The 26192-nt window shown below is 68.0% G+C and carries 26 protein-coding genes; 17 read left to right on the forward strand and 9 right to left on the reverse strand.

The window, feature by feature from the left end; translation table 11 throughout:
* The first annotated feature begins 26 nt into the window (after positions 1–26).
* Both nth and U7114_RS05395 read left to right on the forward strand, forming a co-directional pair.
* The gene (gene nth / locus U7114_RS05390; RefSeq protein ID WP_323056996.1) at positions 27–821 is read left to right on the forward strand and encodes an endonuclease III; all 795 of its coding nucleotides are present in this window, start codon (positions 27–29) and stop codon (positions 819–821) included.
* Positions 818–1495 (forward strand): NUDIX hydrolase, encoded by a 678-nt coding sequence (locus U7114_RS05395; protein WP_323056714.1) that lies wholly within the window; start codon positions 818–820, stop codon positions 1493–1495. Before nth ends, U7114_RS05395 begins: the two co-directional genes overlap by 4 nt.
* Positions 1496–1497: 2 nt before the next feature.
* Here the strand turns inward: U7114_RS05395 and U7114_RS05400 are convergent, their stop codons facing one another.
* Together U7114_RS05400 and U7114_RS05405 are read right to left on the reverse strand one after the other, a co-directional pair.
* Positions 1498–1689, reverse strand: a complete 192-nt coding sequence (locus U7114_RS05400; protein ID WP_157241136.1) for a YegP family protein — start codon at positions 1687–1689, stop codon at positions 1498–1500.
* Positions 1690–1855: 166 nt separating this feature from the next.
* Positions 1856–3574, reverse strand: coding sequence for a bifunctional 3'-5' exonuclease/DNA polymerase (locus tag U7114_RS05405; protein WP_323056715.1), 1719 nt, complete (start codon positions 3572–3574; stop codon positions 1856–1858).
* Positions 3575–3837: 263 nt separating this feature from the next.
* Between U7114_RS05405 and ssd the strand changes: the two genes are divergently transcribed.
* The 7 genes from ssd (at position 3838) to U7114_RS05440 (ending at position 8956) form a co-directional block, all read left to right on the forward strand.
* Entirely contained in the window at positions 3838–4902 is a 1065-nt protein-coding gene (gene ssd, locus U7114_RS05410; RefSeq protein ID WP_323056997.1) for a septum site-determining protein Ssd, read from the forward strand.
* Positions 4903–5030: 128 nt separating this feature from the next.
* Entirely contained in the window at positions 5031–6179 is a 1149-nt protein-coding gene (locus U7114_RS05415; protein WP_323056998.1) for a TadA family conjugal transfer-associated ATPase, read from the forward strand.
* Positions 6176–6967, forward strand: a complete 792-nt coding sequence (locus U7114_RS05420) for a hypothetical protein (RefSeq protein ID WP_323056716.1) — start codon at positions 6176–6178, stop codon at positions 6965–6967. The genes U7114_RS05415 and U7114_RS05420 overlap by 4 nt, the downstream gene beginning before the upstream one ends.
* A complete protein-coding gene (locus U7114_RS05425; RefSeq protein ID WP_321214388.1) occupies positions 6964–7572 on the forward strand; it encodes a type II secretion system F family protein in 609 nt (202 codons plus the stop codon). Before U7114_RS05420 ends, U7114_RS05425 begins: the two co-directional genes overlap by 4 nt.
* A gap of 165 nt (positions 7573–7737) precedes the next feature.
* Complete coding sequence (locus tag U7114_RS05430; RefSeq protein ID WP_321214387.1) at positions 7738–8082, forward strand: DUF4244 domain-containing protein; 345 nt, start codon at positions 7738–7740, stop codon at positions 8080–8082.
* A 119-nt stretch (positions 8083–8201) separates the two neighbouring features.
* Positions 8202–8525 (forward strand): TadE family type IV pilus minor pilin, encoded by a 324-nt coding sequence (locus tag U7114_RS05435; protein ID WP_321214386.1) that lies wholly within the window; start codon positions 8202–8204, stop codon positions 8523–8525.
* Positions 8522–8956: an Rv3654c family TadE-like protein gene (locus tag U7114_RS05440; protein ID WP_321214384.1), complete on the forward strand. Its 435-nt coding sequence runs from the start codon at positions 8522–8524 to the stop codon at positions 8954–8956. Before U7114_RS05435 ends, U7114_RS05440 begins: the two co-directional genes overlap by 4 nt.
* A gap of 94 nt (positions 8957–9050) precedes the next feature.
* Here U7114_RS05440 and U7114_RS05445 read toward each other — a convergent pair whose 3' ends face one another.
* Complete coding sequence (locus U7114_RS05445; RefSeq protein WP_321214382.1) at positions 9051–11426, reverse strand: DEAD/DEAH box helicase; 2376 nt, start codon at positions 11424–11426, stop codon at positions 9051–9053.
* A 79-nt stretch (positions 11427–11505) separates the two neighbouring features.
* Positions 11506–12198 carry a GNAT family N-acetyltransferase gene (locus U7114_RS05450; RefSeq protein WP_157241150.1) on the reverse strand — a complete coding sequence of 231 codons (693 nt, stop codon included), beginning with the start codon at positions 12196–12198 and terminating at the stop codon, positions 11506–11508.
* 153 nt (positions 12199–12351) lie between these two features.
* On the opposite strand from U7114_RS05450, the gene U7114_RS05455 reads away from it, so the two are divergent.
* On the forward strand, positions 12352–13245 hold the full coding sequence (locus U7114_RS05455; protein ID WP_321214380.1) for a rhodanese-related sulfurtransferase: 894 nt from the start codon (positions 12352–12354) through the stop codon (positions 13243–13245).
* Here the strand turns inward: U7114_RS05455 and U7114_RS05460 are convergent.
* Both U7114_RS05460 and U7114_RS05465 read right to left on the reverse strand, forming a co-directional pair.
* Positions 13242–13841: a hypothetical protein gene (locus U7114_RS05460; protein WP_157241152.1), complete on the reverse strand. Its 600-nt coding sequence runs from the start codon at positions 13839–13841 to the stop codon at positions 13242–13244. The two genes, U7114_RS05455 and U7114_RS05460, sit on opposite strands and share 4 nt — an antisense overlap.
* Positions 13842–13891: 50 nt before the next feature.
* Positions 13892–14368: a hypothetical protein gene (locus U7114_RS05465; protein ID WP_323056717.1), complete on the reverse strand. Its 477-nt coding sequence runs from the start codon at positions 14366–14368 to the stop codon at positions 13892–13894.
* 65 nt (positions 14369–14433) lie between these two features.
* Between U7114_RS05465 and U7114_RS05470 the strand changes: the two genes are divergently transcribed.
* The 5 genes from U7114_RS05470 (at position 14434) to proC (ending at position 21543) form a co-directional block, all read left to right on the forward strand.
* Complete coding sequence (locus U7114_RS05470; RefSeq protein WP_323056718.1) at positions 14434–16101, forward strand: methyltransferase; 1668 nt, start codon at positions 14434–14436, stop codon at positions 16099–16101.
* 115 nt (positions 16102–16216) lie between these two features.
* Positions 16217–18943 carry a type I DNA topoisomerase gene (gene topA, locus U7114_RS05475; RefSeq protein WP_323056719.1) on the forward strand — a complete coding sequence of 909 codons (2727 nt, stop codon included), beginning with the start codon at positions 16217–16219 and terminating at the stop codon, positions 18941–18943.
* A 43-nt stretch (positions 18944–18986) separates the two neighbouring features.
* Positions 18987–19406 carry an SseB family protein gene (locus U7114_RS05480; protein WP_321214375.1) on the forward strand — a complete coding sequence of 140 codons (420 nt, stop codon included), beginning with the start codon at positions 18987–18989 and terminating at the stop codon, positions 19404–19406.
* A gap of 7 nt (positions 19407–19413) precedes the next feature.
* Positions 19414–20403, forward strand: a complete 990-nt coding sequence (locus tag U7114_RS05485; protein ID WP_157241159.1) for a Ppx/GppA phosphatase family protein — start codon at positions 19414–19416, stop codon at positions 20401–20403.
* A 306-nt stretch (positions 20404–20709) separates the two neighbouring features.
* The gene (gene proC / locus U7114_RS05490; protein WP_321214374.1) at positions 20710–21543 is read left to right on the forward strand and encodes a pyrroline-5-carboxylate reductase; all 834 of its coding nucleotides are present in this window, start codon (positions 20710–20712) and stop codon (positions 21541–21543) included.
* Between the two features lie 72 nt (positions 21544–21615).
* On the opposite strand, the gene U7114_RS05495 is transcribed toward proC, so the two are convergent.
* Positions 21616–22254, reverse strand: a complete 639-nt coding sequence (locus U7114_RS05495; RefSeq protein WP_171059109.1) for a potassium channel family protein — start codon at positions 22252–22254, stop codon at positions 21616–21618.
* Positions 22255–22294: 40 nt separating this feature from the next.
* Entirely contained in the window at positions 22295–23728 is a 1434-nt protein-coding gene (locus U7114_RS05500) for a TrkH family potassium uptake protein (protein WP_323056720.1), read from the reverse strand.
* Between the two features lie 103 nt (positions 23729–23831).
* On the opposite strand from U7114_RS05500, the gene U7114_RS05505 reads away from it, so the two are divergent.
* The gene (locus U7114_RS05505) at positions 23832–25043 is read left to right on the forward strand and encodes an acetoin utilization protein AcuC (RefSeq protein WP_157241166.1); all 1212 of its coding nucleotides are present in this window, start codon (positions 23832–23834) and stop codon (positions 25041–25043) included.
* 49 nt (positions 25044–25092) lie between these two features.
* On the opposite strand, the gene U7114_RS05510 is transcribed toward U7114_RS05505, so the two are convergent.
* Positions 25093–25215, reverse strand: coding sequence for a hypothetical protein (locus U7114_RS05510; protein WP_323056721.1), 123 nt, complete (start codon positions 25213–25215; stop codon positions 25093–25095).
* 320 nt (positions 25216–25535) lie between these two features.
* On the opposite strand from U7114_RS05510, the gene U7114_RS05515 reads away from it, so the two are divergent.
* The gene (locus U7114_RS05515; protein ID WP_157241168.1) at positions 25536–26141 is read left to right on the forward strand and encodes an ArsR/SmtB family transcription factor; all 606 of its coding nucleotides are present in this window, start codon (positions 25536–25538) and stop codon (positions 26139–26141) included.
* The last annotated feature ends 51 nt before the right edge of the window (positions 26142–26192 follow it).

Genomic DNA, 26192 nt, shown 5'->3' on the forward strand with positions numbered 1-26192 from the left:
AGGCACTCGCCAGCCAGGCTGCCGGGATGCCGGTGGTCTCTTCCGAATCGGTGCTGGCGCTGAAACGGCGGGCACGGCGGATCAACAGGGCGTTGGCCGAGAAGTATCCATACGCCCACGCCGAGCTCGACTTCCGCAACCCGTTCGAACTGCTCGTGGCCACGGTCCTTTCCGCCCAGACCACTGACGTGACGGTCAACCAGGTCACCCGGGTGCTGTTCGCGCGCTACCCGGACGCCCGGACCCTGGCCGAGGCGGATCCCGGCGACCTGGAAACGATCCTGAAACCCACGGGGTTCTTCCGGGCCAAGGCCAGGAACGTCATTGCGCTCTGCACCCGCCTTGTGGACGAGTACAACGGCGTTGTACCGGGGCGGCTGGAGGACCTGGTCACCCTGCCGGGCGTGGGCCGCAAGACGGCAAACGTGGTGCTGGGGAACGGCTTCGGCATCCCCGGCATCTCGGTGGACACCCACTTCGCCCGGCTCGCCAACCGCTTTGGCTGGACGCAGTCCGACGACCCCGTGCAGATCGAACGGGACGTGGCCGAGCTGTTCGACCGGAAGGACTGGACCATGCTGTCCCACCGGGTGATCTTCCACGGGCGGCGGGTGTGCCACGCGCGGAAGCCGGCCTGCGGGGCCTGCCCCGTGGCCACGTGGTGCCCCAGCTTCGGGCTGGGCGAAACGGATCCCGCGAAGGCTGCGAAGCTGCTGAAGTACGAGCTCGCTCCCGGCAGCGAGGCACTGCTGGAGCAGCTTTTGGCCGAGACCCACCGCGCCGCCGAAATCCGGATGGAATCCCAGCAGAGGACACCGTGAGCGCGCGCGAAGACCTCCTCGAACTGGTGCGCCGGGCGGAGTCCGGTGCCGATGCGGCGCCGGATCCCCTCTGGGCCGCCCTGACGGTGGACAAGTCCCGGGCGCGGAGGGCGGCCGTCCTGATGCTCTTCGGGGCCCTTGATGACGTCCCCGCAGCTTCCAACAAGCCACTGGCGCCGGCCGATCTTGACGTCCTCCTGCTCGAACGCGCCCATACTTTAGGGTCCCATCCCGGGCAGGTGGCGTTCCCTGGCGGCGCCCTTGACGCCAGGGAAACGCCGGTTCAGGCGGCATTGCGGGAAGCAGAGGAAGAAACCGGCCTCGACTCGGACGGCGTGGAAGTTCTGGGATCCCTTCAGGAACTGGGCCTTGCCCACAGCAATTTCCTGGTTACCCCGGTGCTGGCCTGGTGGCGTTCGCCAACGCCCGTCAGGGTGGTGGACTATGCCGAGTCAGCCCAGGTGTTCCGCGTCCCCGTCCGTGACCTGCTGGACCCGGACAACCGCGTGATGGCAACCGTCCACCGCGCCGGGCGCAGCTTCGACAGCCCCGCCTTCACAGTGAACGGCGTGGTGGTTTGGGGATTTACCGGAATTGTCCTGAACGGGCTGTTCGAACAGCTGGGTTGGGCCGTTCCGTGGGACCGGAGCCGGCTCCACCGCATGGGCGTCTAGCGTCAGGCCTGCTGCTGGCGGAGATCCACCACGATGCCGGTGGCGGCGTTCTCCCGGACTGCCTTGATGCCCTCAAGCAGCGAGTTGAGGGACTTGAACTTGGGTGAGACGGCAACAGTGTTGCCCTCTGCATCAGTGAGCCGCAGTCGGTAGGACTCGTCGCCTACCCGATGAATTTCGAACCTGCCCGCCATAAGCCGGGACCTCCCCTGTGCGTCGTTGCATCAGCTTTTGACCGGTCTGCCTCAGTCGCCGCTATGAACTGTAACGCTGGTCACGGGGGCCGGTCGAGCTACCGCCGGGTAGGTTACTTTGCGGGTCGGCAGGCTGCCAAACGCCCCAATTGCCGCGGACGGGCGGCTATTTCGCATGGTCGTAGGAGTCAACCACTGCAACGCTGACCGGGAACTCAACGGGGATGGGACCGAACAGGAGCTCCCTCGCGGCGCTGGCCGCGTCCTCGATCGCCGCGATGCAGGCGTCCACTGCCTCCACGGGGGCGTGGACCATCACCTCGTCATGCAGGAAGAAGACAAGCTCGGCGTCAAGGTGGCGGTCCTTCCGGAGGGTGCGCAGCCGCCGTCGTAATTCCGCCAGCCAGCAGGCCGCCCAGTCAGCGGCCGAGCCCTGGACAACAAAGTTGCGGGTGAAGCGTCCCCGGGAGCGGGCGATCGATTCGGCGCGGCGCTGCTCCTCGGCGCTGGCCGACCGTTGGCTCTGGAACCATCGCCCGGACGGCGGAGGGCTGCTCCGGCCCAGCCTCGTGGTCACCGTGCCGCCGGACTCGCCCGCCCGCGCAGCCTGCTCCACAAAGTCCACGGCCCGCGGATAAGTCTTCGCCAGCTGCGGCATGAGCCGGCCGGCCTCGCCGGAGGTTGCGCCGTACATTGCGCCCAGCAGCGCCATCTTTGCCTTTGCCCGGTCCCCGCCGAATCCCTTGGCGGCGATGCCCGCGTAGAGGTCCTGGTCGCGGGCAGCCTCGGCCATGGACGAGTCCCGGGCCAGGGCCGCCAGCACGCGAGGTTCCAGCTGTGAGGCATCCGCGACGATCAGCTTGTAGCCGGGATCGGCATGGACAGCGCCGCGGATCTGGCGCGGAATCTGGAGCGCACCGCCGCCGCGGGAGGCCCAGCGGCCGGAAACCACGCCGCCCACCACGTATTCGGGGCGGAACCTGCCGCCGGCCACCCAGGCGTCGAGCCAGGCCCATCCGTTGGCCGTGTGCAGGCGAGACAACTGCTTGTAGGCCAGCAGCGGTTCGATGGCCGGGTGGCTGGATTCCCTCAGCTCCCATTTGCGGGTGCTTTTGACCTCGATCCCGTTCCGGTGCAGGGCACGCATCAGGTCCTGCGGGGAATCGGGATTCAGCGTGGGCGAATTCAGGAGCCGGCGAAGCTCCTGGTTCAGCGCCTCAAGTTTCGCGGGGCGGTGGCCCAGGGGCGGGCGGGGGCCAAGGTGCCCGGCGAGGATCTGTTCGTGCAGGTCTTCCCGCCACGGTACGCCGGCATGCTGCATCTCGGCGGCGATCATGGCACCGGCGGATTCTGCTGCGAGGAGGAGCTGCAGCCGGTTCCGCCGGTTCTCCTCATGGCCGACCGAGGCCAGGGCCGCCTGTTGGGCGGCGTATTCGGCCCGCAGCTCTTCGGGAGTACGGCCAGTGAGGGGCCCGGTCCCGGGATCCTCGAACAGGGCACCCTGGTCCGCCGGGGGAGGCGGCGGCTGCAACGCTTTGGGAGGCAGCAGCGGGTCCTCGACGGCGATCCTGTCCGCGTTCCGTGCGTATTCCGTGTCGGCGGTGAACCGGGAAAAGGCCAGGATGTTCGCGCACAGGCTTAGGTCATGGCACCGCTCCAGTTCGACGCCGGCTGCCAGCAGGGCAGGGTACCAATCCTGGGTGCGGTGCCAGATCCAGCGGGGCGGCTGCCCGTTCGGCCGGCGGTGTTCCAGTTCACGTACGACGGCGGCGAGGTCGCCCGTGCTGATGAGCCTTGGTTCCGGGGTGGACGGCAGCGGGGCTCCCGCCTGCGTGAGTTCCTGCAGTGCCGCGCCGTGGGGGTGGGCGGCGAGCAGCAGGTACATGGTCCCCATTCTGCCTTGTTTCCGGGCTTGCCGGCTCTGGGGCCGGCGGCTGCGCGCGTGGCGCGCCCTGCTTTTCCACATACGGCCCCGGCGCCCTTACCCGCCATCTTTCGGCGGTGGAAAGTGGGTCCATGAGCAGGCATCAGCTGATTCCGTCCCACCCTGAACCGGGCCCCGCCGGCTCCAGCCTTGCAGCAGAGGCTGGTCAGCCATTACGGGCAGCCCTCCCGGTGCACGCCCCGGGAGGAGCCGGGGAAGCCTGGCTGCCGGACAGCGGCGGCGAGGTACTGCTGGTGACCTCGTCCGCTGTCCTCCGGGCCGAGGTGGAGCGGATCGTTGCGGCAGCCGGAGCACAGCTGCGCACGGCAGCCGATGCCGCCGGGGCGGGCAGGCATTGGGACGGGGCGGCGGCAGTCCTGGTGGGCAGCGACATCCGCGAACTGCCTCCCCGGCGACGGGCACCGGCAGTCCTGGTGGGCCTTGACGGTGAAGGCGACAGCCTGTGGCACCTGGCCGCGGTCCTCGGTGCAGAGCGGGTGGCTGTGCTGCCCGACGCCGCCGCCTGGCTTGCGGACCATCTCAGCAGGTCGCGTTCGCCGGGCCCCGGCGGCCTCATCCTGGGCGTGGCCGGCGGCTGCGGCGGCGCGGGTGCCACTACCGCAGCCATCTGGATTGCCCAGGCTGCCGCCGGACTGGGAGCCCGGGTGCTCCTGGTGGACGGTGACCCATGGGGCGGCGGGCTGGAGCTCGCCCTCGCCGCCGAAGAAAACCCCGGGCTGCGCTGGCCCGACCTCTCCGAGGCCAGGGGCAGCATCGATCCGGTCCAGCTTGCGGATTCCCTGCCCGTTGCAGGAGGCTTTTCGTTCCTCTCCTGGCCCGCCAGCCGTGAGCAGCCTGTGACTGTTGCCGCCGCCACCTCGGCGGGCGTCCTTGATGCCGCCCGCCGTGGGTATGAGCTGGTGGTGGTGGACATCGGCCGGGGAGCGGAGCCGATCCACACGTTCGCCTGGGACTGCGACCTCATCACCGTGGTGGTTCCGGCGCAGCTGAAGGCTGCCGTCGCGGCGGTGCGGCTGCTTCAGGAATTCCCTCCGGTGGAGGCTTCCCTCCTGGTTCGGGGCAAGCACGGTGCGGCGCTGGACGGCGCCCTTCTTGCCGAAGCCATCGGCCTTCCCGTCCAAGGGCGCGTGCCCGAGCTGCGGGGCGTCCCGGCGGCCATGGAGTCGGGCCGGCTCCTTGATCTGGGCAAGCGGCGAAGCGTCAGGCAATTCGCTGCCTCCGTGCTGGATCTCCTCGGAGACGGCCTGCCTGCGGGGGATCTCGGGTGAGGCAGCCGCCAGGCTCAGGTGAACGCAGCATCGGGGAACGGCGCATTGGGGAACGCAGATCCGGCGGGCATGCTTCCGGCGAGGGGCGGCGGCGCGAACGCCGTCCGGCCGTCCGGGACGCCGTAGATGTGGGGCTGCTCGAATCGGTGCGGGAGTCCATGATGGCGGACGCGGCGGCTGTGACACCCTCCCGGGTGGCGGCGGCAGTGCAGGCCACCGGCAAACTGCTGGGCACCGCCGGATCATTGGCGGCGGTGGAGCGGATCAGCGCCGAGCTCAACGGGCTGGGACCTCTCCAAAACCTCACCCGCGACCCCGCGGTGACGGATATCTTCGTGAATGCCCCGGACTCCGTCTGGGTTGACAGGGGCCGCGGGATGGAGCGCGTAGCGGTGGCCTTCGACCATGAAGTCCAGCTGCGGGCATTGGCCTGCCGGCTGGTGGCCGCCGGCGGCCGGCGGCTGGATGACGGCTCACCCTGCGTTGACGTGAGGCTGGCCGGCGGCTACCGCGTCCATGCCGTGCTGCCGCCCGTCTCCACGGCGGGAACGCTGCTGAGCATCAGGATCCGGCGCGAACGGGTCTTCACCATGGATGAGCTCCGCGCCGGCGGAATGTTCAGTTCCGGACTGCAGCGTGTCCTGGAACGGGTGGTGGAGCGCAGGCTGAGCTTCCTTATCAGCGGTGCCACCGGGTCCGGAAAGACCACCCTGCTTTCCACCCTGCTCGGGCTGTGCCCTCCCTCGGAGCGGTTGGTCCTGATCGAGGATGCATCGGAACTGAATCCGGCGCATCCGCACATCGTCTCCCTTGAATCCCGCCACGGAAACCTGGAAGGTGGCGGCGCGGTGGACCTGGGGGACCTGGTCCGGCAGGCCTTGCGCATGCGTCCGGACAGGCTGGTGGTGGGTGAATGCCGGGGCGCCGAAGTGCGGGAGCTGCTGACTGCCATGAACACCGGCCACAGCGGCGGGGGCGGAACCATCCACGCCAATACGGCCACTGCCGTTCCAGCCCGGCTCACAGCTCTCGGTGCCCTGGCGGGACTGAACCCCGACGGCGTGCGGCTCCAGGCAGCGAGCGCCCTGGACGTCATCATCCACGTCGAGCGCACGCAACAGTCCCGGAAAGTGACGTGCGTTGGCCTGGTGGGAGACGGGCCGGACGGCCTGACGGTTCTGCCTGCCTGGGAAGGTGGTGAAGGCCCGGTGGGCACAGGCCCGGCGTGGCCGGTCCTGGCCGAACGGCTGGGGCTGGGCCTGGGAGAGCTGCAATGATCCCCCTTCTTGTCATGGTTTTGGGGCTGGCCGCAGTGCTGCTTGCCCGTCCGCCGCACGGCGCTGCCGCCAGGCTGCGCCGTGCAGGAAATGCCGGCCCTGCAGGAAAACCCGGTCCGGCCCCGGCATTACGTGCCCTCAGGGCAGGGATCCTTCCGCTGAGCAGGCGCAGGGCCGGGAAGGGAGGCAAACAGTCTGCGGCGCCCATGACCGTCGTTGTGCAGCAACTTGCCGCCCTGCTCAAAGGCGGGCGGACACCGGCCCGGCTTTGGGAGGAGATCTGGTTGGTTTACGGCTCCTCGGATTCCCGCAGCGATGGCCTCCCAACGGGCTCCAGCGCCATGCTGGGATCGGCACGCGCGGCGGCGGCCGGTGGAACTCCGGTCTCGGACGCCATCCGCCGGTCGCTGCCCTCCGCCTTTCCCCGGCGGGATCGGGAATCCCGCATCTGGGCGGAACTTGCCGCGTGCTTTGATGTTGCGGAAGCAAGCGGCTGTCCGCTTGCGGACGTGCTCACCAGGTTCGCCGCGCAGCTCGAAGCGGAGGACGACGCCGATGCCGCCCGGCAGACCGCCCTGGCCGGACCCAAGGCCACCGTAAGCCTCCTCACCTGGCTGCCGCTGCTGGGGTTGGGCCTGGGAATGGCGCTGGGCGTGGACCCGCTGGCCATCCTGCTGGGAACGCCATGGGGACTGGCAGCGCTTGCTGCCGGAATTGGCCTTACAGCTGCCGGAAGGCTGTGGTCCGCCAGGCTGGTGGCCGCGGCGGCGGGGGCTGGCGTGACATGACCTGGCCTTCCCCTTCAGCGCTCGCTCTTTTCCTCGTGCTTGCTGCGGCCGCCGCCCTGGTGTGTGCCGGGACGGGCAGTCCGGGGAAGAGGTTGCTGGCGCTGTCCGGCAGCCCCCCGATGAGGGGCGCGCCCGCCGGCTCCGGAGGATCCCTGCCGCGCGGGGGACGGGAGGGCCTGACGGACGCCGCCATGATGCTGGAGCTCGTGGCCGCCATGCTGGATGCGGGGTCGGGCATCGGCCGTGCGCTGGACCTGGTGTCGGACTCCGCTTCCGACAGGTACAGGGACGCTCTCCGGCCGGTCGTGGCTGCCTTGGCTATCGGGGCCGACTGGGAAACCGCCTGGCGCAGCAGTGCGGTCCGCCTGCCGGAGGTCCTGGAACTGCGGGACGCCCTGGGGTTCGCGGCCCTGACCGGCGCGCCGTCGTCCGCGATCCTTTACGCCCAGGCTGCCCGGCTCCGCCGCGAGCGGTTCCGGGCGGCAGAAAAACGCGCGGCGTCACTGGGCGTCAAGCTGGTGGTTCCGCTCGGCGTGTGTTCCCTGCCGGCCTTCATCTGCCTGGGCGTGGTCCCGGTGCTGCTTGCGCTGGTGCCCTCGGGCTAGGGCGCCATGAGCCTTTTCCTGCACTCTTCTCCTCCACAGCGGGGTCCACACCACGGAACCACCCGGCTTTTCCACTTAGGAGTCGGCAGGGCTTACCGCTTCCGGCACGGCCCGGAAGAGTCGAGACAGCCGGCAACACCACCGGCCCAACGGAAGGAAAACCACATGCCCACTCATCACCGCCGCCACTACGCCGACGGGACAGCGGCGCTCGCCGCTGCCCGCTCCGCCTCCCGGGGACACCGCAGCAACAGCCACCACACGGGCGGGGCCGGAAACGGTTCCCTGCCGGCCAACGTCGTAGAACTGTACCCGGGCGTGAAGGCGCCAACCAGCCCCAGGCAGGGTCTCCGGCTCCTGGGATCCGAGGCGGGAATGGCAACCGCCGAGTACGCCATAGCCACTCTCGCTGCCGTGGGCTTTGCCGGGCTGCTGGTCTTCATCCTCCGCAGCGAGGAGGTCCGTGGCTTCCTGCTGACTCTGATCCGCACGGCGTTGGCCCTGCCATGACCGTCGCGCCGGCCGTGCTTCCACCCGTTCGTCCGTGCCCCACCCCGCAGGCCGGCTCCCGGCCCCAGGGGCCGGGCAGGCCCTACGTCGGTCCCGGACCGGAGGAATCGTGCGGCGCTGTGACCGCCGAGTTCGCCGTCACGCTGCCTGCGGTCCTCCTGCTGCTGGCCATGCTGCTGTCAGGTGCCTCCGCCGGGGTCACCCAGTTGCGGCTGGAGGAGGGAGCACGCGCCGGTGCCCGGGCCCTGGCCCGCGGCGAAGATTCAGCCGCTGTGGAAAGAATCGTCCATACCCTGACGGGCGGGTCCGCGTCGGCGGCGGTTTCGGCCGACGGCGAGTGGCTGGACGTCACCGTCACCGGCCGGGTGGGCGGCCCGCTCGGTTCGGCCATTCCCTGGCTGCTAACTGCCCGGGCCTCCACCCGCGCCGAGACGGCCGGATGATGCGTGCCGGGCCCTGTGGACGGACTCGCATCGTTCAGCCGCGCCGGGCAGGTGCTGCAGACTCAGGCCGGCGCCGGCAGGCTTCCGCCTGCGGCCGGGAGCGCGGGTCCGGGACGGTCCTGGCGGCCGGCCTGGCCTTGGTGGTGATGACGGCCATGGCGCTGATGCTGCTGCTGGCACAGTCGGCCGTCCTGGCAAGCAGGGCCGCGTCCGCTGCCGACCTCGCGGCACTTGCGGCGGCCGATGCCCTCCGCGGCGTCACTGACGGGGACCCCTGCACCGTAGCGTTCCAGGTTGCGGCCCGGCAGGGGGCTGCGGTCCTTGGCTGCACCGAGGGTGCAGGGCAAACGATCGAGGTCAGGACGGAGCTGATGGAACGGACCGTGTTCGGGGCAGCAACCGGGCGTTCCCGCGCGGGGCCGCCGCCCTGAACCTCGCACCTGCCCGGGTGTGGCCGGCAGGCGCGGCTCCTGTGTTGGCTTCCCGAATGTCTGCCGGGCAGACCCGGACAAGCGGCCGGCACCGTCAGCGCTGTGCTTCCATCCTCAGGGAGCTGCCCTCGGTGGCGTCCTTGAGCAGGACGTCGAGGAGGGAGACCGCGGCAGCCTTGTCCAGGGGGTTGTTCTTGTTGCCGCATTTCGGTGACTGGACGCAGGAGGGACAGCCGGAATCGCACTCGCAGGCCTTGATGGCGTCCCGGGTGGCCGTGAGCCATACCTTCGCCTTGTCGAAACCCCGTTCGGCGAAACCCGCGCCGCCGGGATGCCCGTCATACACGAAGATGGTGGGCACCCCGGTGTCCGCGTGCAGGGCCGTGGATACCCCGCCGATGTCCCACCGATCGCTTGACGCCACCAAGGGCAGCAGGCCGATGGCCGCATGCTCCGCGGCATGCAGGGCGCCGGGAAACTGCGCTTCGATCAGCCCCGCCCCGGTGAGGGAACGGTTGTCCACCACGAACCAGACGGCCTTGGTGAAGAGATCGCGGGCGCCCAGTTCCAACGGCTCCTCGCCAAGGATTTCGTTGGAGATCAGGGCCTTGCGCTGAAAGGACACCACTTGCGTCGTGACTTTGACATCACCGAAGTGCACCGAAACGTCACCCCACTGCACCGTGCGCTGCGTCTCCAGCACCTCGATCTGGGTAATGTCCCGGGCGGTGGTGTAGTAATCGGGATTGGCGCGGCGCACCATCACGCAGTGGTCATCTTCATTCAGGTCCTCCACGACGTAACTGTCACCCTGGTGGATGTAAACAGCGCCGGTGTGGGCCTGGTAGTGGGTCTGCGGGGAATCCATGGTTCCAAGGAGGGACCCGGTTTCGGCATCCACGATGCTCACCGGTCCGCCGCCGTCGGCCCGCAGGTTCACCATGGCCGCCGCGCTCTGCGAGTGTGTCCAGAACCAGCCCGCGGGCCTCCGGCGCAGGTACCCCTGGGCCACCAGCCGGTCCAGGAGGGACTCCGCCGTGCTGCCGAAGAGGTCGAGTTCGGCAGGACCAAGCGGAAGTTCCGCTGCCGCGGCGCACAGGTGTGGACCCAGCACATAGGGGTTTGAGGGGTCGAAGACAGTTGCTTCCACGGACACGTCGAAAATCGCTTCCGGATGGTTCACCAGGAAGGTGTCCAGGGGATCATCGCTGGCAACAAAGGCCGCGATGGCGTCCTGCCCGGCCCTGCCCGCCCGGCCGATCTGCTGGAACAGGGAGGCGCGCGTCCCCGGCCAGCCCGCCACCAGGACCGCGTCCAGTCCTGAAATGTCGATCCCCAGTTCCAGGGCGGAAGTGCTCGAAACACCCAGGAGCCGCCCCGAACGGAGCGCCTTTTCCACGGCGCGGCGTTCCTCGGGAAGGTACCCGGAACGGTATGCAGCCACCCGCTGCGGCAGGCTGGGGTCCACCTCGTCCAGGAGGCGTTTGGTGATGGAGGAGATGGACTCCGCCCCGCGCCGGGATTTGATGAACGCTATGGTGCGGACCTGGGCCGATACCAGGTTCGCCAGCAGGTCTGCGGTTTCAGCCACAGCCGTCCGCCGCTCCTTGGCGCCGTTTTCGCCCCGAACGTCGGTGAGGGCGGGTTCCCAGAAAGCCACCGTGGTGGCACCGTGCGGCGAGCCGTCCCGGGAAACTGCCCTCACCGGAGCCCCGATCAGCCGGGCGAAGGAGACCTCGGGCTCCGAAGCGGTCGCGGAGGCGGCGATGAATACCGGCTCCGGGTAGGCCGTGCCCGCACCGTAGTACGCGCAGATCCGGCGCAGCCGGCGCATCAGGTTGGCCACATGGGAACCGAAGACACCCCGGTAGCTGTGGGCCTCGTCAATGACCACGTAGCGCAGGCGGCGGAAGAACCCGGCCCACCAGGCGTGGTTGGGAAGAATCCCAAAGTGCAGCATGTCCGGGTTGGCAAGGATGAAGTTGGCGTGGTCCCTGATCCAGCGGCGCGAGGCGGGGTCGGTGTCCCCGTCGTAGGTTTCCGCCCGCACGGTGGGCAGTTCCAGGCCCCTGATGGCATTGAGCTGGTCCGCGGCGAGGGCCTTCGTGGGGGACAGGTAGAGCGTCACGGCGCCGTCGTCATGGATCTTCCCGGGCTCGGCCATGACCCGCAGTTCGGAACGGTGGATGGCGTCCAGGGCGGGGAGCTGGTAGGCGAGCGACTTTCCCGATGCGGTTCCGGTGGCCACCACAACGTGTTCGCCGGCGTGGGCGATTCCGGCCGCTTCCACCTGGTGCCGGTAGGGCTCCTGGATGCCCAGGGACCCGTACGCCGCAACCAGGTCCGGATGCACCCACGCGGGCCAGGGCTCGTACTCGGCCTCACGGGCCGGGATAGTGCGGACATGACGCAGCTGCTCCGGTTCCGGGCCGCGGCCCAGCAAGGGAATCAGGGAGTCATGGGGGTTCACCCGAACATTGTTTCACCCGGCAGGGACTTGCGGGCCCCGGTTCGCCGTCGGGGTAACAGTGTGGGGGGAACGGTAAGGCTCAGCTGAGGGAAAGGTCTGAGCCGTCGTGCGAAGCGGACAGCATGAGTACCCGGGACACGGTGGTCCAGCCGAGGTGGGAGTAGAGTTTTTGGCCGTCCGCGGAGGCCAGCAGGAGCCCTTCCTGCACGTCGTGCTCGAAGGCCTTGGCTGCAAGGGCACGCATGATGAAACTGCCCAGGCCCCGGCGCTGGAAGGCCGGTTCCGTGATGATCTTGTCGAACACCGCGGTGTCGCCCACCACGTAAACCCGTCCGCTGGCGGCCAGGGTGTCGCCGGAACGGACCTCTGCGTAGTGGACGCCGTTCTGCGCGGACGTGGTCCAGGTCAGTTCGTCGTCGGAAAGCCAGGGATCCTCGGCGTCCTGGGTCTCCATGTCCACAATCATCATCGCCTGCGAGTCAGAGGTGACATTCAGCCCGTGCCTTGCGGCCAACGCCGAGTAGCGGGCTGTGTCATTGGTCAGGATGGTGAGGACCCTGGCCGGAACTTCGGCCGTCTTGGCGGCCAGCGCCGCGAACTCATCGTCCGTGGGCTCGGACGCGAAGAATTCCCATTCGCCGCTGGTATCCGCCCGCAGCACGGCGGGAAAGCGTCCCTCGGTGGATGTCCTGTAGCCGCGGCAACCGGCCCAGCCCGCCACCCACACCTCAAGAAGGCCAGTGATGTCTTCAACCATGGTTTCCGGGGTCATGGGATGAGAATATTCCAGCCCGATCTTAAGCAACAGGGGGTGGCAGAGAGCTTATGCAATCGTGATGAGCCGAAAACGCCACGGACCCTTCGCGGAAGCTGGAGCGGACCGGCCGGCACCGTCGCCGCGGACCGTGCCGGTACCCTTAAATACGTGGCTTTGAACCGAATTGTGCTTTTTTACGGCTTTACCCCGATCGCGGACCCCGAGGCGGTACGGCTATGGCAGCGCGCGCTGTGTGAGAAGCTCGGGCTGACCGGACGCATCCTGATCTCCAAGGACGGCATCAACGCGACTGTCGGCGGGGAGATCGGCGCGGTCAAACAGTACGTGAAGACCACCCGCGAGTACAGGGGCTTCCGCGGCATCGACGTGAAATGGTCCGACGGCGGTGCCGAGGACTTCCCCCGGCTCAGCGTCAAGGTCCGGGACGAGATTGTCTCCTTCGGCGCGCCCGGGGAACTCAAAGTGGACGAGAACGGCGTGGTTGGCGGCGGTACGCACCTCAAGCCGGAGGAACTGCACGAGCTGGTGGACAGCAAAAAGGAAGCCGGGGAGGACGTTGTCTTCTTCGACGGCCGGAATGCCTTCGAAGCCCGGATCGGCCGCTTCAAGGACGCGATCGTCCCCGATGTCGCCACCACCCACGACTTCATCCAGGAGCTGGAGTCCGGCAAGTATGACGACCTCAAGGACAAGCCCGTGGTCACCTACTGCACCGGCGGCATCCGCTGCGAGGTGCTGTCCAGCCTCATGGTGAACCGGGGTTTCAAGGAGGTGTACCAGCTGGACGGCGGCATTGTCCGCTACGGCGAAACATTCAAGGACCAGGGGCTCTGGGAAGGCTCGCTCTACGTCTTCGACAAGCGCATGCACCTGGAATTCAGCGAGGACGCCAAGACCATCGGCGAATGCACCCGCTGCTCGGCGCCCACCAGCAAGTTCGAGAACTGCACAAACCCCAGCTGCCGCACCCTCACCCTGTACTGCGCCGACTGCGCATCCAGCCCGGAAACCCTGCGCTGCCCCGACGGGTGCGCAGCCTAGGGAACGGGTGGCGAGAGAAGCCGCAGCCGGTAGGCGTAGTTGGCGCCGGTCCGGGCTTCCACCCTGATGGTGAGGGCTGTCTCCGAGGAAAGATAAATAACGTTCTCCCGGTTGATCCCGCACCGGAGCCCCAGATCCACCAGCGTGAGCGACTCGCTGCGGACGGTGAACGTCACACGCCGCTGGCTGCGGCACGCCAGGGCCAGCGCGTACGTGCCGGTCCCCAGGACGGGCGTCGACTCGGCCCGGATTTCCCCGGCTGCCATGAGCCCTGCCCTGGCGTGGGCCACCGGCTGCCCTGTGTCCGGCAGCGTCCGGGTTACCCAAGCGCCAAGCTCAGCCTCGCTGACGGGGTCGTTCTGCAGCGGGTCGCGCGTGAACACCGGCCCGGGAAGCCGCGTCGGCTCTGCCTCGACGGGCCCCGGAAGGCTGCGGCCGTCGTCGTACGTATACTCGCAGCCGCCCAGCACCATCGCGGCGGCCAGCGCAGCAATGACGACGGCGGCGCCCGGCTTCCGGGCCAGCGGCACCGGCGCTGTGCGCACGCGGGGCGTCCGCACGGTACAAGGCGCGGAGGCGATCCGCACACTGGGCATAGTCAGACTGTATGCCCGCCGCCATCGGCGGGCCAGAGCCGAAGGTACCGTTATCCGGCGGGTTCCAGCCGGTACGCGTAGATGAGGGGCGCGTCCACGCTGGAAGCGCTGATTTCCAGGGTGCCGGCCTCGGGCAGGGTGATTTTGGTTGTCTCCCGGCTGCCGTTGCACGCCGCTCCTGCGTCCGCCAGCATCGCTCCATCAAGTGATACGGCGAAGAAGGCCTTGCCGCCGCCATCGCACGTTGCGGTCAGGATGTAGCGCCCTGCCGGAACATCGGCGGCTTCCTTAATAATGCGGTTCCGGTTGAGGATCTTGCCGGCGTCCTCGATGACGGCGCCCGGCGCCGGGGGCAGCGCGGTTGCCTGCCACTGGGGGACGTCCGCGTTCTCGACGGAAACCACGGGTGAGCAGCCGGCCAGGGCAAGGGCCGCCGCACCTGCCAAGGCTCCGGACCACGGCAACAGGCGGGCGCGCCCCGCCGGCTGGAGCCGGGCGCGCAGAAGGACGGCAAAACTTGAAGGCATGGCTCCACGCTACCGCGTCAACGCAGCCCGCAATGCCCCGCAGCCCGCCGGACTAAACTTGAGCGGTGCCTGAATCCCCGTACGAGTTCACCGCCGGCAACACCCCGGACGCCCCCCGCAGCGACCAGCCGGAGCTGCTCGCCGCCCTCGCCGCGGACCTGCGCCGGCTCGACTACACGCCCGACGGCGTCGCCCGGTTCCTGGGCCCCGCCGCCTCCGCAGCGCTGGACCGGGACCAGACCATCCCGGCCCTGCTCGCCGCCGACCGCGCCGTGCGGCAGGACGAGGCAAACAGGGCGCTCGCCGCCGTCGTCCGCCTCTGGCTTCTCGCCGAGCCGCAGGCGGCGGAGACGCTCGACGCCGCCCTTCCCGGCATCCGTGCGGTAGGCCTGCTCACGCTGGGGCTGGTTGAACCCGTTCCAGGCTCAGGGCTGCTGGCAGCGAAGGTGGACCTGCGGCCCTACGGCTGGCACGGCACCGCCGGGGACAACGCAGCCGGCGGCGGCACGGAACTCTGGGTGGCCAGCGACCTGGCGGCGCACCAGCAGGAAGGGGTGCTCCGGCACGACCACGTCCTGGGCATCGGCCATGCCTCCACCACGCTAGTGCAGACCACCGCCCGCCGCCGCGCCGAACGCGCCCTGGACCTCGGCACGGGCTGCGGAATCCAGACGTTCCACCTGCTCCAGCACTGCCGGCACGTCACCGCCACGGACATCTCCGAACGCGCCCTGGCCTTCACCCGCTTCAACATCCTCCTCAATGCGCAGGCCCTCTCCGTTGATCCCGCGCGGCTTGCGGACCGGGTCAGCCTGCGCCTGGGCTCACTCCTGGACCCCGTCGAGGGCGAGGAGTTCGGGCTGGTGGTGTCCAATCCGCCGTTCGTGATCACGCCGCGCAGCGCAGGGGAGGACGCAGCAGGGCAGTTCACGTACCGCGACGGCGGCCTGCCGGGCGATGAGATCGTGGCGGCCCTCGTTGCCGGCCTGCCGGACGTCCTGGCACCCGGCGGAACAGCCCAGCTTTTAGGCAACTGGGAGGTCATTAGGGGAACGTCATGGCAGGAACGGCCGCAAAGCTGGGCCAGTCCGGGCGTTGACGCCTGGTTCATCCAGCGCGAGCAGGTGGGGCCGGAACAGTATGCGGAAACATGGCTGCGCGACGCCTCGGAGGGCCGGGACCGGCAGCACTACCGGGAGGCCTACGCCGCCTACCTCGCAGACTTCGAATCCAGGAACGTGGAGGGCATCGGTTTCGGCATGGTCTGGCTGCGCCGGCCCGTTGAACCGGGGCAGGCCGCCATCAGCAGGTTCGAGGAAATCACGTACCCCATTGAGCAGCCCATCGGACCCCACCTGGGGGCCGCCGTCGAACGCATCGACTGGCTGGCCGTGCACGCCCTGGAGGATGCGCACCTGCTGGTGGCGGACGACGTCACGGAGGAGCGTCACCAGCGGCCGGGCGCCGAGCACCCGGGGGTCATCCTGCTGCGCCAGGGCGCCGGCCTGCGCCGTACCAACCTGCTCAGCACCGAGCTGGCCGGCTTCGTTTCAGCGTGCGACGGCGACCTGACCGCCGGCCAGATCGCCGGGGCGCTGGAGGCGCTGCTGGGCGGCGGAATGGCGGGGGAGGAGGGGTTCGACGCCGGCTCGTTCCGGACCGGGCTGCTCACCGAAGTGGCTAATCTGGTCCGCGACGGTTTCCTGATCCCGGCCCCGGAACAGGGCGCCTAGGACCTGCAGGGGAACCCCCTACTTTTCCACATGGATGCGCACATTTCTGCAAAATATGGTGAACTAGGCCAGTATGGGCGCATCTGCCCGAGCAACCTTTTTCTGTAGGAGCACCGTGCCAAGCAAGGCCAAAACCGGCAAGAAACTCGTGATTGTGGAGTCTCCGGCCAAGAGCAAGACCATCGCCAAGTACCTGGGCGAGGGCTTCATCGTAGAGGCCTCCATTGGTCACATCCGCGACCTTCCCCAGCCGTCCGAGCTCCCCGCTGAGCTGAAGAAGACCTCGGTGGGCAAGTTCGCCGTCGACATTGAACACGACTTCAAGCCGTACTACGTGGTCTCCCCGGACAAAAAGAAAAAGGTGACTGAGCTCAAGGCCGCGCTCAAGGACGCCGACGAACTTTACCTCGCAACCGATGGGGACCGCGAGGGCGAAGCCATCGCGTGGCACCTGCTCGAAGTGCTCAAGCCCAAGGTCCCGGTCTACCGGATGACCTTCGGTGAAATCACCAAGGAAGCCATCCAGCGCGCCATGGGCAACCTGCGCGATGTGGACACCGCGCTGGTGGATGCGCAGGAGACCCGCCGCGTCCTGGACCGGCTGTACGGCTACGAGATTTCCCCGGTGCTGTGGCGCAAGGTGGCCCGCGGCCTGTCCGCCGGCCGCGTGCAGTCCGTGGTGACCCGCATGGTGGTGGACCGCGAACGCGAACGGATGGCCTTCAAAGCCGCCTCGTACTGGGACCTCACGGGCCAGTTCGGCGCAGACGCCGGCTCGTTCAAAGCGAAGCTCGCCGCCGTGGACGGCGCCAAGGTAGCCAGCGGCCGGGACTTCAACGACGACGGCGTCCTCACCTCGAAGAACGTCGCCCACCTCAATGAGGAGCTGGCTGCGTCCCTGGCGGCCGGGCTGCAGGATGCTTCGTTCACCGTCCGGTCCGTCGACACCAAGCCGTACACCCGCCGTCCGGCTGCGCCGTTCACCACCTCCACGCTGCAGCAGGAGGCAGGCCGCAAGCTGCGTTTCTCCTCGAAGAGCACCATGCAGGTGGCCCAGCGGCTCTACGAAAACGGCTACATCACCTACATGCGTACGGACTCGTCCGCGCTGAGCGACGAAGCCGTCACCGCTGCCCGCCGCCAGGCCTCGGAGCTGTACGGCCCGGAGTACATCCCGCAGTCCCCGCGTGTGTACACCGGCAAGGCAGCCAACGCCCAGGAAGCCCACGAGGCCATCCGCCCCGCCGGCGACTCGTTCCGCACCCCGGCCCAGGTGGCCAAGCAGCTCTCCGGCGACGAATTCCGGCTCTACGAGCTGATCTGGAAGCGCACCGTCGCCTCCCAGATGGCTGACGCCAAGGGCTCCACGGCCACCATCCGCCTGGGCGCCGTGTCCGCTGACGGGCGGGACGCCGAGTTCTCCGCGTCCGGCACAGTGATTACCTTCCCCGGCTTCCTTGCCGCCTACGAGGAAGGCAAGGACGAGACCCGCGGCGACGACGACTCCGACGAAGCCCGCCGCCTCCCCAATGTGGCCAAGGGCGACGCCCTCAAGGCGTCCGACATCATCGCCGTGGGCCACGAGACCTCGCCGCCGCCGCGCTACACGGAAGCATCGCTGACGGCGGAGCTGGAGAAGAAGGGCATCGGCCGCCCGTCCACTTACGCCTCCACCATCTCCACCATCCAGGACCGCGGCTACGTCCGGAAACAGGGCTCGGCCCTGGTCCCCAGCTGGATCGCCTTCTCCGTCATCAGGTTGCTTGAGCAGCACTTCAGCGACTATGTGGACTATGAGTTCACCGCGGACATGGAAGGCGACCTGGACAAGATCGCCAACGGCCAGGCCGTGGGCGCCTCCTGGCTGCGGCACTTCTACTTCGGCGAGGACTCGGATCCGGGCCTGCTGAGCATCGTGAACAACCTCGGCGAAATCGACGCGCGGGAAATCAACTCCATTCCCATCACGGACCAGATCACGCTCCGGGTGGGCAAGTTCGGCCCGTACCTGGAAAGCTCAGCCGCCACTGTTGACCCGAAGACGGGGGAGATCGTGGAGTCGCCCCGGGCCAACGTGCCGGAGGACCTGGCTCCGGACGAGCTGACCGCTGCCAAGGCCATCGAGCTGATGGAGACCGCTGCCCCCGAGGAACGCGTGCTGGGCACGGACCCGCACACCGGCCACACCGTTGTTGCCAAGAACGGCCGCTACGGCGCCTACGTCACCGAGATCATCCCGGAGATGACCGAGGAACAAATCGCTGCGCAGCCGGTGGAGTACTACAAGAACGGCAAGCCCAAGCCGCCCAAGAAGCCCGTCAAGGCCAAACCGCGCACGGGCTCGCTGTTCAAGTCCATGACCGTTGAGTCGGTAACGCTGGACGAGGCCCTGCAGCTCATGAGCCTCCCCCGCGTCCTGGGCGAGGACGCCGAAGGCAACCTCATCACGGTGCAGAACGGCCGGTTCGGTCCATACCTGAAGAAGGGAACCGACTCCCGGTCCATCGGCTCGGAGGAGGAGATCTTCACCATCACGCTGGACCAGGCGCTGGAGATCTACTCCCAGCCGAAGCAGCGCGGAGCCCGGGCTGCCGTCCCGCCGCTGGCGGAGTTCGGCCCGGACCCCGTGTCGGAGAAGAACATCGTGGTGAAGGAAGGCCGGTTCGGCCCCTACATCACGGACGGGATCACCAACATCACCGTCCCGCGGGCCACGTCCCTGGAGGAACTGACGCGCGAGCAGGCCGTGGAGCTCCTGGCCGAGAAGCGCGCCAAGGGCCCGGTAAAGCGCACGGCCACCCGCAAGGCGCCGGCCAAGAAAAAGGCCACCGCGAAGAAGTAGCCGGGCGTTTGCATGCCGCACGGGATCGTGATCGGGTAGAGGGATGACTGAACAGCCTGCGCACACGGATCTCCAGCCCCTGAACGACCTCGAGGAAAAGCTCGCCAAGGGCGGGCAGCCCGACGCCAACCCGGTGGACGTCATCCTGTCCTTCCTGAACAGCGAGGTCTACATCATCAGTTCGGACGGCATCGAGGGCGAGGACTCCCAGGTGGAGCCGCTGGTCCTGGGCAATGCCGACGGCGATCCCGTGCTTGCCGTCTTCTCGCACCCCAGCCGCGTGGACCAGCAGTACCTTGACGCTGCGCCGAACGTGCTGGGCACCCAGGGCGCAGCCATCATCGCGAACATCGGCGAGGAGCTGGGCATGGTTATCAACCCGGGCGCCGCCTACGGGTTCGAGATCAACCCTGAGGGCGTGGCCAACATCAAGCGCGACTTCAAGCGGGCTGACGAGCAATAATGTCACCATGCGGCTAGGCGTCCTCGATATCGGGTCCAATACTGTCCATCTCCTCCTGGTGGACGCCCACCCCGGCGCGCGCCCGGTACCTTTCGCCTCGCATAAGCGGCCGCTGTCCCTGGTCCAGTACCTGGAACCGGACGGCAGCATCAACGACGCCGGCCAGCACGAGCTCACCGAATTCGTGCTGGAAGCCTGGGAGTTTGCCGCCAGGCACAAGGCCGAGGACCTCCTGGCGTTCTGTACGTCGGCCATCCGCGAGGCCACCAACGGCCCTGAAGTCCTGGCGCGCGTAAAACACGAAACCACTGTGACGCTGCAGGAGCTCACCGGCAGCGAAGAAGCGTCGATGACCTTTTTTGCCGTCAGGCGCTGGCACGGCTGGGGCGCCGGGCCCATCCTCAACCTGGACATCGGCGGCGGCTCCTTTGAGATGGCTTTCGGCCAGGACGAACTTCCGGAAGTTGCCACCTCCGTGCCGCTGGGTGCCAGCCGGCTCACCAGGGACTGGCTATCCGAGGACCCGCCGTCAGCCAAGAGCGTCAAGGAACTGCGGCGGTACATCCAGGCCACCCTCAAGCCCGCGGTGCGGGAATTCGACGGGCTGGGCCGTGCCAACGTCGTGGCGGGAACATCCAAGACCTTCCGCTCCCTTGCACGGATCGCCGGCGCGGCCCCGAGCGCGGCCGGCCCGTACGTCAAGCGGGAGCTCCGTGCGACGGACCTTGGAGTGTGGGCGCAGCGCATCTCGGCGATGAAGGCCGAGGACCGGCTGCACCTGCCGGGGGTTTCCGAGGCACGTGCCCATCAGCTGCTGGCCGGAGCACTCGTTGCCGAGGCCGCGCTGGAGCTCTTCAGGTTCAAGAAGCTCCGGATCTGCCCCTGGGCCCTGCGTGAAGGCCTGATCCTGCGCCGGCTGGACCAGCTGGTGTTTTCGGGGCCGCTGGAACCTGCGCCCCACGTGGCGGCGCCGCAGGCTGTCGAAGCCCCGGCCTAGGGCCCTGCCGGACGGTGCCCGCGGCACACGAGCCGGTTAAAAGCGGAAGCACCGGCGTCCACAACAGGAAAATGGGGGAAAACCTGTTGCCGACCGCCGGTGCCCTGGCAGGGATCCCCATCCCTGCCGCATCACTCGCACCCTCAATGAGGTAATAACTACGTTAGGACCCCAAGTTGTGAGGTACCTGCGCCTTACATGTGAGCCACCTGTGAGTGCATTTCAGCCGGTTCCCTAATTACCGGGTTGTCCACCCCGTGGTCATCATTTTCGGCGCCGGCCGGGCCTAACTGTAATGATGGAGCCATGAGCAACCGAATCGCCTTCCTGGGCTGTGGATCCATGAACGAAGCAATTCTGAGTGGCCTGCTGGAAGCGGGGACGGATCCCGCGGACGTCGTCGCAACGGTCCGGCGTGCCGGGCGTGCCGCGGAACTGGCCGAGCGGCACCACGGCGTGACCGCGATTGCCGGTGAGGAGGAGCCGGACAACAACAAACAGGCAACCAAGGGCTCCGGCGTTGTCATCCTTGGCGTCAAGCCTGTTGGCATCCTTGACCTTGCGCGGGAGATCAGCCGCTCCCTCTCACCAACCGCCGTGGTGGTCAGCGTGGCTGCCGCGGTGTCCATCGCCCAGCTCGAGGCCGCACTGCCGGCGGGACAGCCGGTAATCCGCGCCATGCCCAATACACCGGCGAAGCTGGGCCGCGGCGTGGTGTCGGTGTCGCCGGGGACCCACTGCACCCCGGAGCAGCTTCAAAAGGTCAAGGACGTCCTGCGGGGTGCGGGAACAGTGGTGGAGGTCCCCGAGGAGCAGGTGGACGCGGTCTCGGCCATCAGCGGCTCCGGACCCGCCTACGCGTTCTACCTGGCGGAAGCAATGGCGGCAGCCGGCCGGGAACTGGGCCTGGATCCGGAACTGTCCGTTCTCCTTGCCAGGGAAACCGTGGCCGGGGCCGGCTTCATGCTGGCCGAGCCCGGGGCGGATCCAACAGCGCTGCGCAAGGCAGTGACCAGCCCGAACGGCACCACTGAACGGGCCATCGCCACTTTTGACGAGCGGGGCCTTCCCGCCATCATTGTGGCCGGTGCCCGCGCGGCTACGGAGCGGGCAGCCGAAATCACCAGGCAGCTCGGCTAGTCCCCACCCGCTCCCTAACCTCGCAAGCTCGGCCAGGGAACCCGGCGGGCGGGGGCCCAGGCACCCGTGCAATTACGGCCGGGCAGCGAACCGTTCCAGCAGGTCCACGTGGCCGGACACGATCAGCATGTCCCGGGAGGACACCTTGGTCTCCGGGCGGGCATAGGTGAAGTCCTCGCCGGGCGACTTCACGCCCACGATCGTCACGCCGTACTTGGAACGGACCTTTGACTCGTCCAGGGTGAACCCCACCGTTTCGCGCGGCGGGTACATTTTCACGATCGCGAAGTCGTCGTCGAACTCGATGAAGTCCAGCATCCGGCCGGACACCAGGTGGGCTGCGCGGACGCCGGCGTCGGCCTCCGGATAAATCACATGGTTGGCGCCGATCCGGGTGAGGATCTTGCCGTGGGACGGCGTAATCGCCTTCACCCACAGGTGCTCGATGCCAAGGTCCACCAGGTTGACCGTGATCAGCACGGAGGACTCGATGGACGTGCCCACGCCCACGACGGCGGAACTGAACTCCTGCGCGCCGAGCTGGCGGAGCGCATCGATGTTGGTGGCGTCGGCCTCCACCACGTGGGTCAGCAGCGGTGCCCACTTCTGCACCAGGGACCGGTCCCGTTCAATAGCCAGGACTTCCCGGCCCTGCTTGACCAGCTGTTCTGCCGTGGATGAACCGAAGCGGCCCAGCCCGATCACCAGCACTGGAGCGTTGTGGGCGGGGCGCCGGGGGGCGTCTGGGGAACTAGCCAATGATCGGCCTCTCTTCGGGATAGTGGTATAACTGGCTGCGCTGGCGGAGGGCCAGGGCGGCCGCCAGGGTCACGGTGCCGACGCGGCCGGCGAACATCAGGGCGGCAAGGACGTAAACGCCCGACGGCGGCACCTCTGCGCTGAGGTTGGTGCTGAGACCCACGGTGGCGAAAGCCGAAATGGTCTCGAACAGCACCCGGTCCAGGGACGCCCCGCTGATGTGCAGCAGGAGGAAGGCGGACACGGACACCAGGGTGGCGCCCGCGACGATCACGGAGATGGCAACGCGCATGGTGCCCTGCGGGATGGTCCTGCCGTAGACCTGCACGTCGGTGTCGCCCCTGGCCTCCGCCACGATCGCCAGGAACATCACGGCGATGGTGGTGACCTTGATGCCGCCGGCCGTGGATGCCGAGCCGCCGCCGGCGAACATGAGCGCGTCGGTCAAGAGCATGGTGGTGGACTCCATCTGGTTCTGGTCCACCAGGTTGAAGCCGCCGGACCGCATCATCACGGAGGCGAACAGGGCATGCGTCACCTTGTCATCGAAATCCATGGTCCCGATGGTCCGCAGGTTGTCCCACTCCATCAAAGCCCACAGGAAAGTGCCGGCAAACAGGAGGATGAAGGACACCTGGATGGTGAGCTTGGTGTGGAGGTTCCACTTCTTCCAGTTCAGCCCGTTCTGCTGGAGGACCATCACCACGGGAAACCCGAGGCTTCCCAGGAAGACGCCGAGCATCAGCGGGACCAGGATCCAAAGGTCCGTTTCGTAAGGCACGATCCCATCCGAATGCGGGGTAAAACCGGCATTGTTGAAGGACGAGATGGAGTAGAAGATCCCGTGCCACACGGACTGCCAGAACGGCTCTCCCAGGGTCAGGAACCGCGGGACAAGGGCAAGCGCCAGCATTCCTTCGATCACCACTGATGTTGTGATGACGATCCGCAGCAGGGTGCCCACCTCGCCCAGGCGGCCTGCGTTGTTCATGGATTCCGCCGCGATGATTTTCCCCCGCACGCCCAGCCGCTTGCTGACCATCAGGGCAAGCAAGGAGGCCAGGGTCAGCGTGCCCAGGCCTCCAATGAAGACGCCCACCAGGATCACCAGCTGGCCGAAGAAGGACCAGTGGACCGCCGTCGACACCACGGTCAGGCCGGTGACGCACACGGCCGAAACGGCCGTGAACAGCGCCTGGTGGACCGGGGTGGGGGTGCCGGCGGCGGACGAGACCGGCAGCGAGAGGAGGAGTGTGAAGACCAGGCAGACGGCGGCGAACACCGTCAGGGCAAGCCGGGCCGGGGAGGTGTTTGCGATGTCGTCAATGAAGTCGCGCAGCCGCGTAAGGATCCAGAGGCCTTCCCGCTCCTGCGCTGCGGGATGCCAGCTGGCCGGGTTCCGGGGCCTCGACTGGCTTTGCGTCATGTGTGGCTTTTCCTCGGTAGAAACTGCTTCCCTCAGTAGTAAACCACTAATGCGGCGTTATGGCCGGGCAGGAGGGGCCGCCGGCTCAGGTAGCCTGTGATTGATGACATACCTCCCGGGTCTCAGCCAGCCCGCGCCCCCAACGGTGGTGGCGTGGAGTTCTGACATGACTGCCTACAATTTCGGTCCGGGCCATCCGATGGCGCCGGAGCGGATGGACCTGACAGCCCGCCTCGCCGGCAGCCTGGGTTTGTTCGGCCTGGACCACGTCGTGGTGGAAGCGCCCGAAGTGGCGGACGACGCCGCGCTGGAGTCGGTGCATTCCGCAGACTTTGTTGCGGCGGTCCGCAGGGTCAGCGCCAACCCAGCGGAGCCCGATGAGGCCCGCGGGCTGGGCACGGAAGACGATCCCGCCTTCGCCGGCATGCATGAGGCGGCAGCCCGGCTGGCCGGCGGGTCACTGCTGTCCGCTTCCCGGATCCTGGACGGCTCCGCGCTGCACGCGGTTAACTTCGGCGGCGGCATGCACCATGCCGCCCGCGAACGGGCCAGCGGGTTCTGCATCTATAACGACGCTGCACTCGCCGTGCAGAAGCTGCTCGACGGCGGCATCAGCAAGGTGGCATATATCGACGTCGACGCCCACCACGGGGACGGGACGGAGAGCATCTTCTGGAATGATCCCCGTGTGCTCACCATTTCGCTGCACGAGAGCGGCCTTACGCTCTTCCCCGGAACCGGATTCGCCAATGAGATCGGCGGTCCGCAGGCCGAGGGGACGGCGGTGAATGTCGCCCTGCCGTCAGGGACGGGGGATGCCGGCTGGCTTCGCGCCTTCCACGCGGTGGTGCCGCAGCTGGTGGCCGCTTTCCAGCCGGAGGTGATCGTCAGCCAGCACGGGTGCGACTCCCACCGCACGGACCCGCTGACACACCTCAACCTCAGCGTTGACGGGCAGCGGGAGGCCGCCTCCGCCGTCGGCAGTCTCGCCGCCCGGCACTGCGACAACCGCTGGATCGCCACCGGGGGTGGCGGGTACAACGTTACGGACGTGGTCCCGCGGTCCTGGAGCCACCTGATTGCCATCGCGTCAGGGCGGCCCGTGCCGCTGCGCACTCCCGTCCCGGAGGACTGGCGCGCCTATGTCCTGGCAAAATTCGGCAGGGACGCCCCCCTCCTGATGGGCGACGACGTGGAACTGTGGTGGCGGTCCTGGGAAGTGGGCTTCGACCCCAACGATGCCGTGGACAGGACGGTCATGGCCACGAGGAAGGCAGTCTTCCCGCTCCACGGGCTGGACCCCTGGTTCGACTGACCGGCGGTTCGACCGGTGCCGGTTTAACTTCCTTGCGCTGATTGCCTGGTCAGCTGCTCGGCTTTTCCGTCTGGAACACCACCCCGGCAGCGCCGATGAGCCAGCCCAGCAGGGACAACGCGAAAGCGCCGATCAGGTCCGTTGATGCCGTCCCTTTGGCCAGCCAGAGCAACAGGACAGCCCGTGACCAGGGCCCCGTTGAGCGGCGGCGCCACCGTGCGTCCGTCCGGCACCCAGAATCCGACGCGCAGCAGCACCGCGCCCCAGACCGCCACGAAAAGGCCCAGGAACACGAACGCGATGATATTGAACAGTTGCTTGCTGGCGAAGGAACTCCATCACCACCCACCCCTCAAGCCATGGTGGCCGCCGCGCGGGAATCCGGGCAGCAGTGACACCGTTCTAGCACTGGCGGGAAACCGGGGCAATGGTGACGGGTACCGGCCGAAATAGTTGATGCCTTTGGGCGTATATGTCGCTAGGGTGGGAGGCATGGTGACAGACGACGTATTTGCCGTCATAGCGGAATCGACCCGGCGGGACATCCTCGTCTCCCTCCGTTCCGGAGACAAGGCCGTGGGCGAACTGGTGGAGGAACTGGCGGCAAGCCAGCCCACCATTTCCAAGCACCTCAAAGTCCTCCGCGAAGCCCAGCTGGTGAGCATGAGGGCCCAGGGGCAGAAGCGCTACTACGCGCTGAACCGTAAGCCGCTGGAGGGGATTGCCAGCTGGCTGGAAACGCTCGACGTCGGTTCGGCGGCACCGGCGCCGGCTGCGGCAGCCGGCGCGGCCCCGGCCGCAGCCACTGACGCCAAGCGGGCCGAACCTGCGCCCGCGCAAGCCAGGAAGGCGGCTGCCGCACACAAGGAGGCCGCGACCGCCGGCGCAGTAGCGGCCGAGGCTGTGTCCGCCGGAGTCTTGGCGAGGGACGGTGCGGACCTGAGTCCCGCCGTCGTGATTCCCGGCGGAACCACCGCGCCACTGAGTGATGACAGCGTGCCCCAGCAGATCGGCAGGACCGTGGGGCGCGCCGCCACCAAGGCCGCGGATCTCCTGGCCAACCTCCCCAACCTGCCGAAGTTCGGCCGGAAGAAGTAGCTCTTAATCCAACTGACTCGCAGTTGACGCATTCAAATCCGGATTTCGGTG

The sequence above is a fragment of the Pseudarthrobacter sp. C1 genome, from assembly GCF_034720455.1.
Lineage (GTDB): Bacteria > Actinomycetota > Actinomycetes > Actinomycetales > Micrococcaceae > Arthrobacter.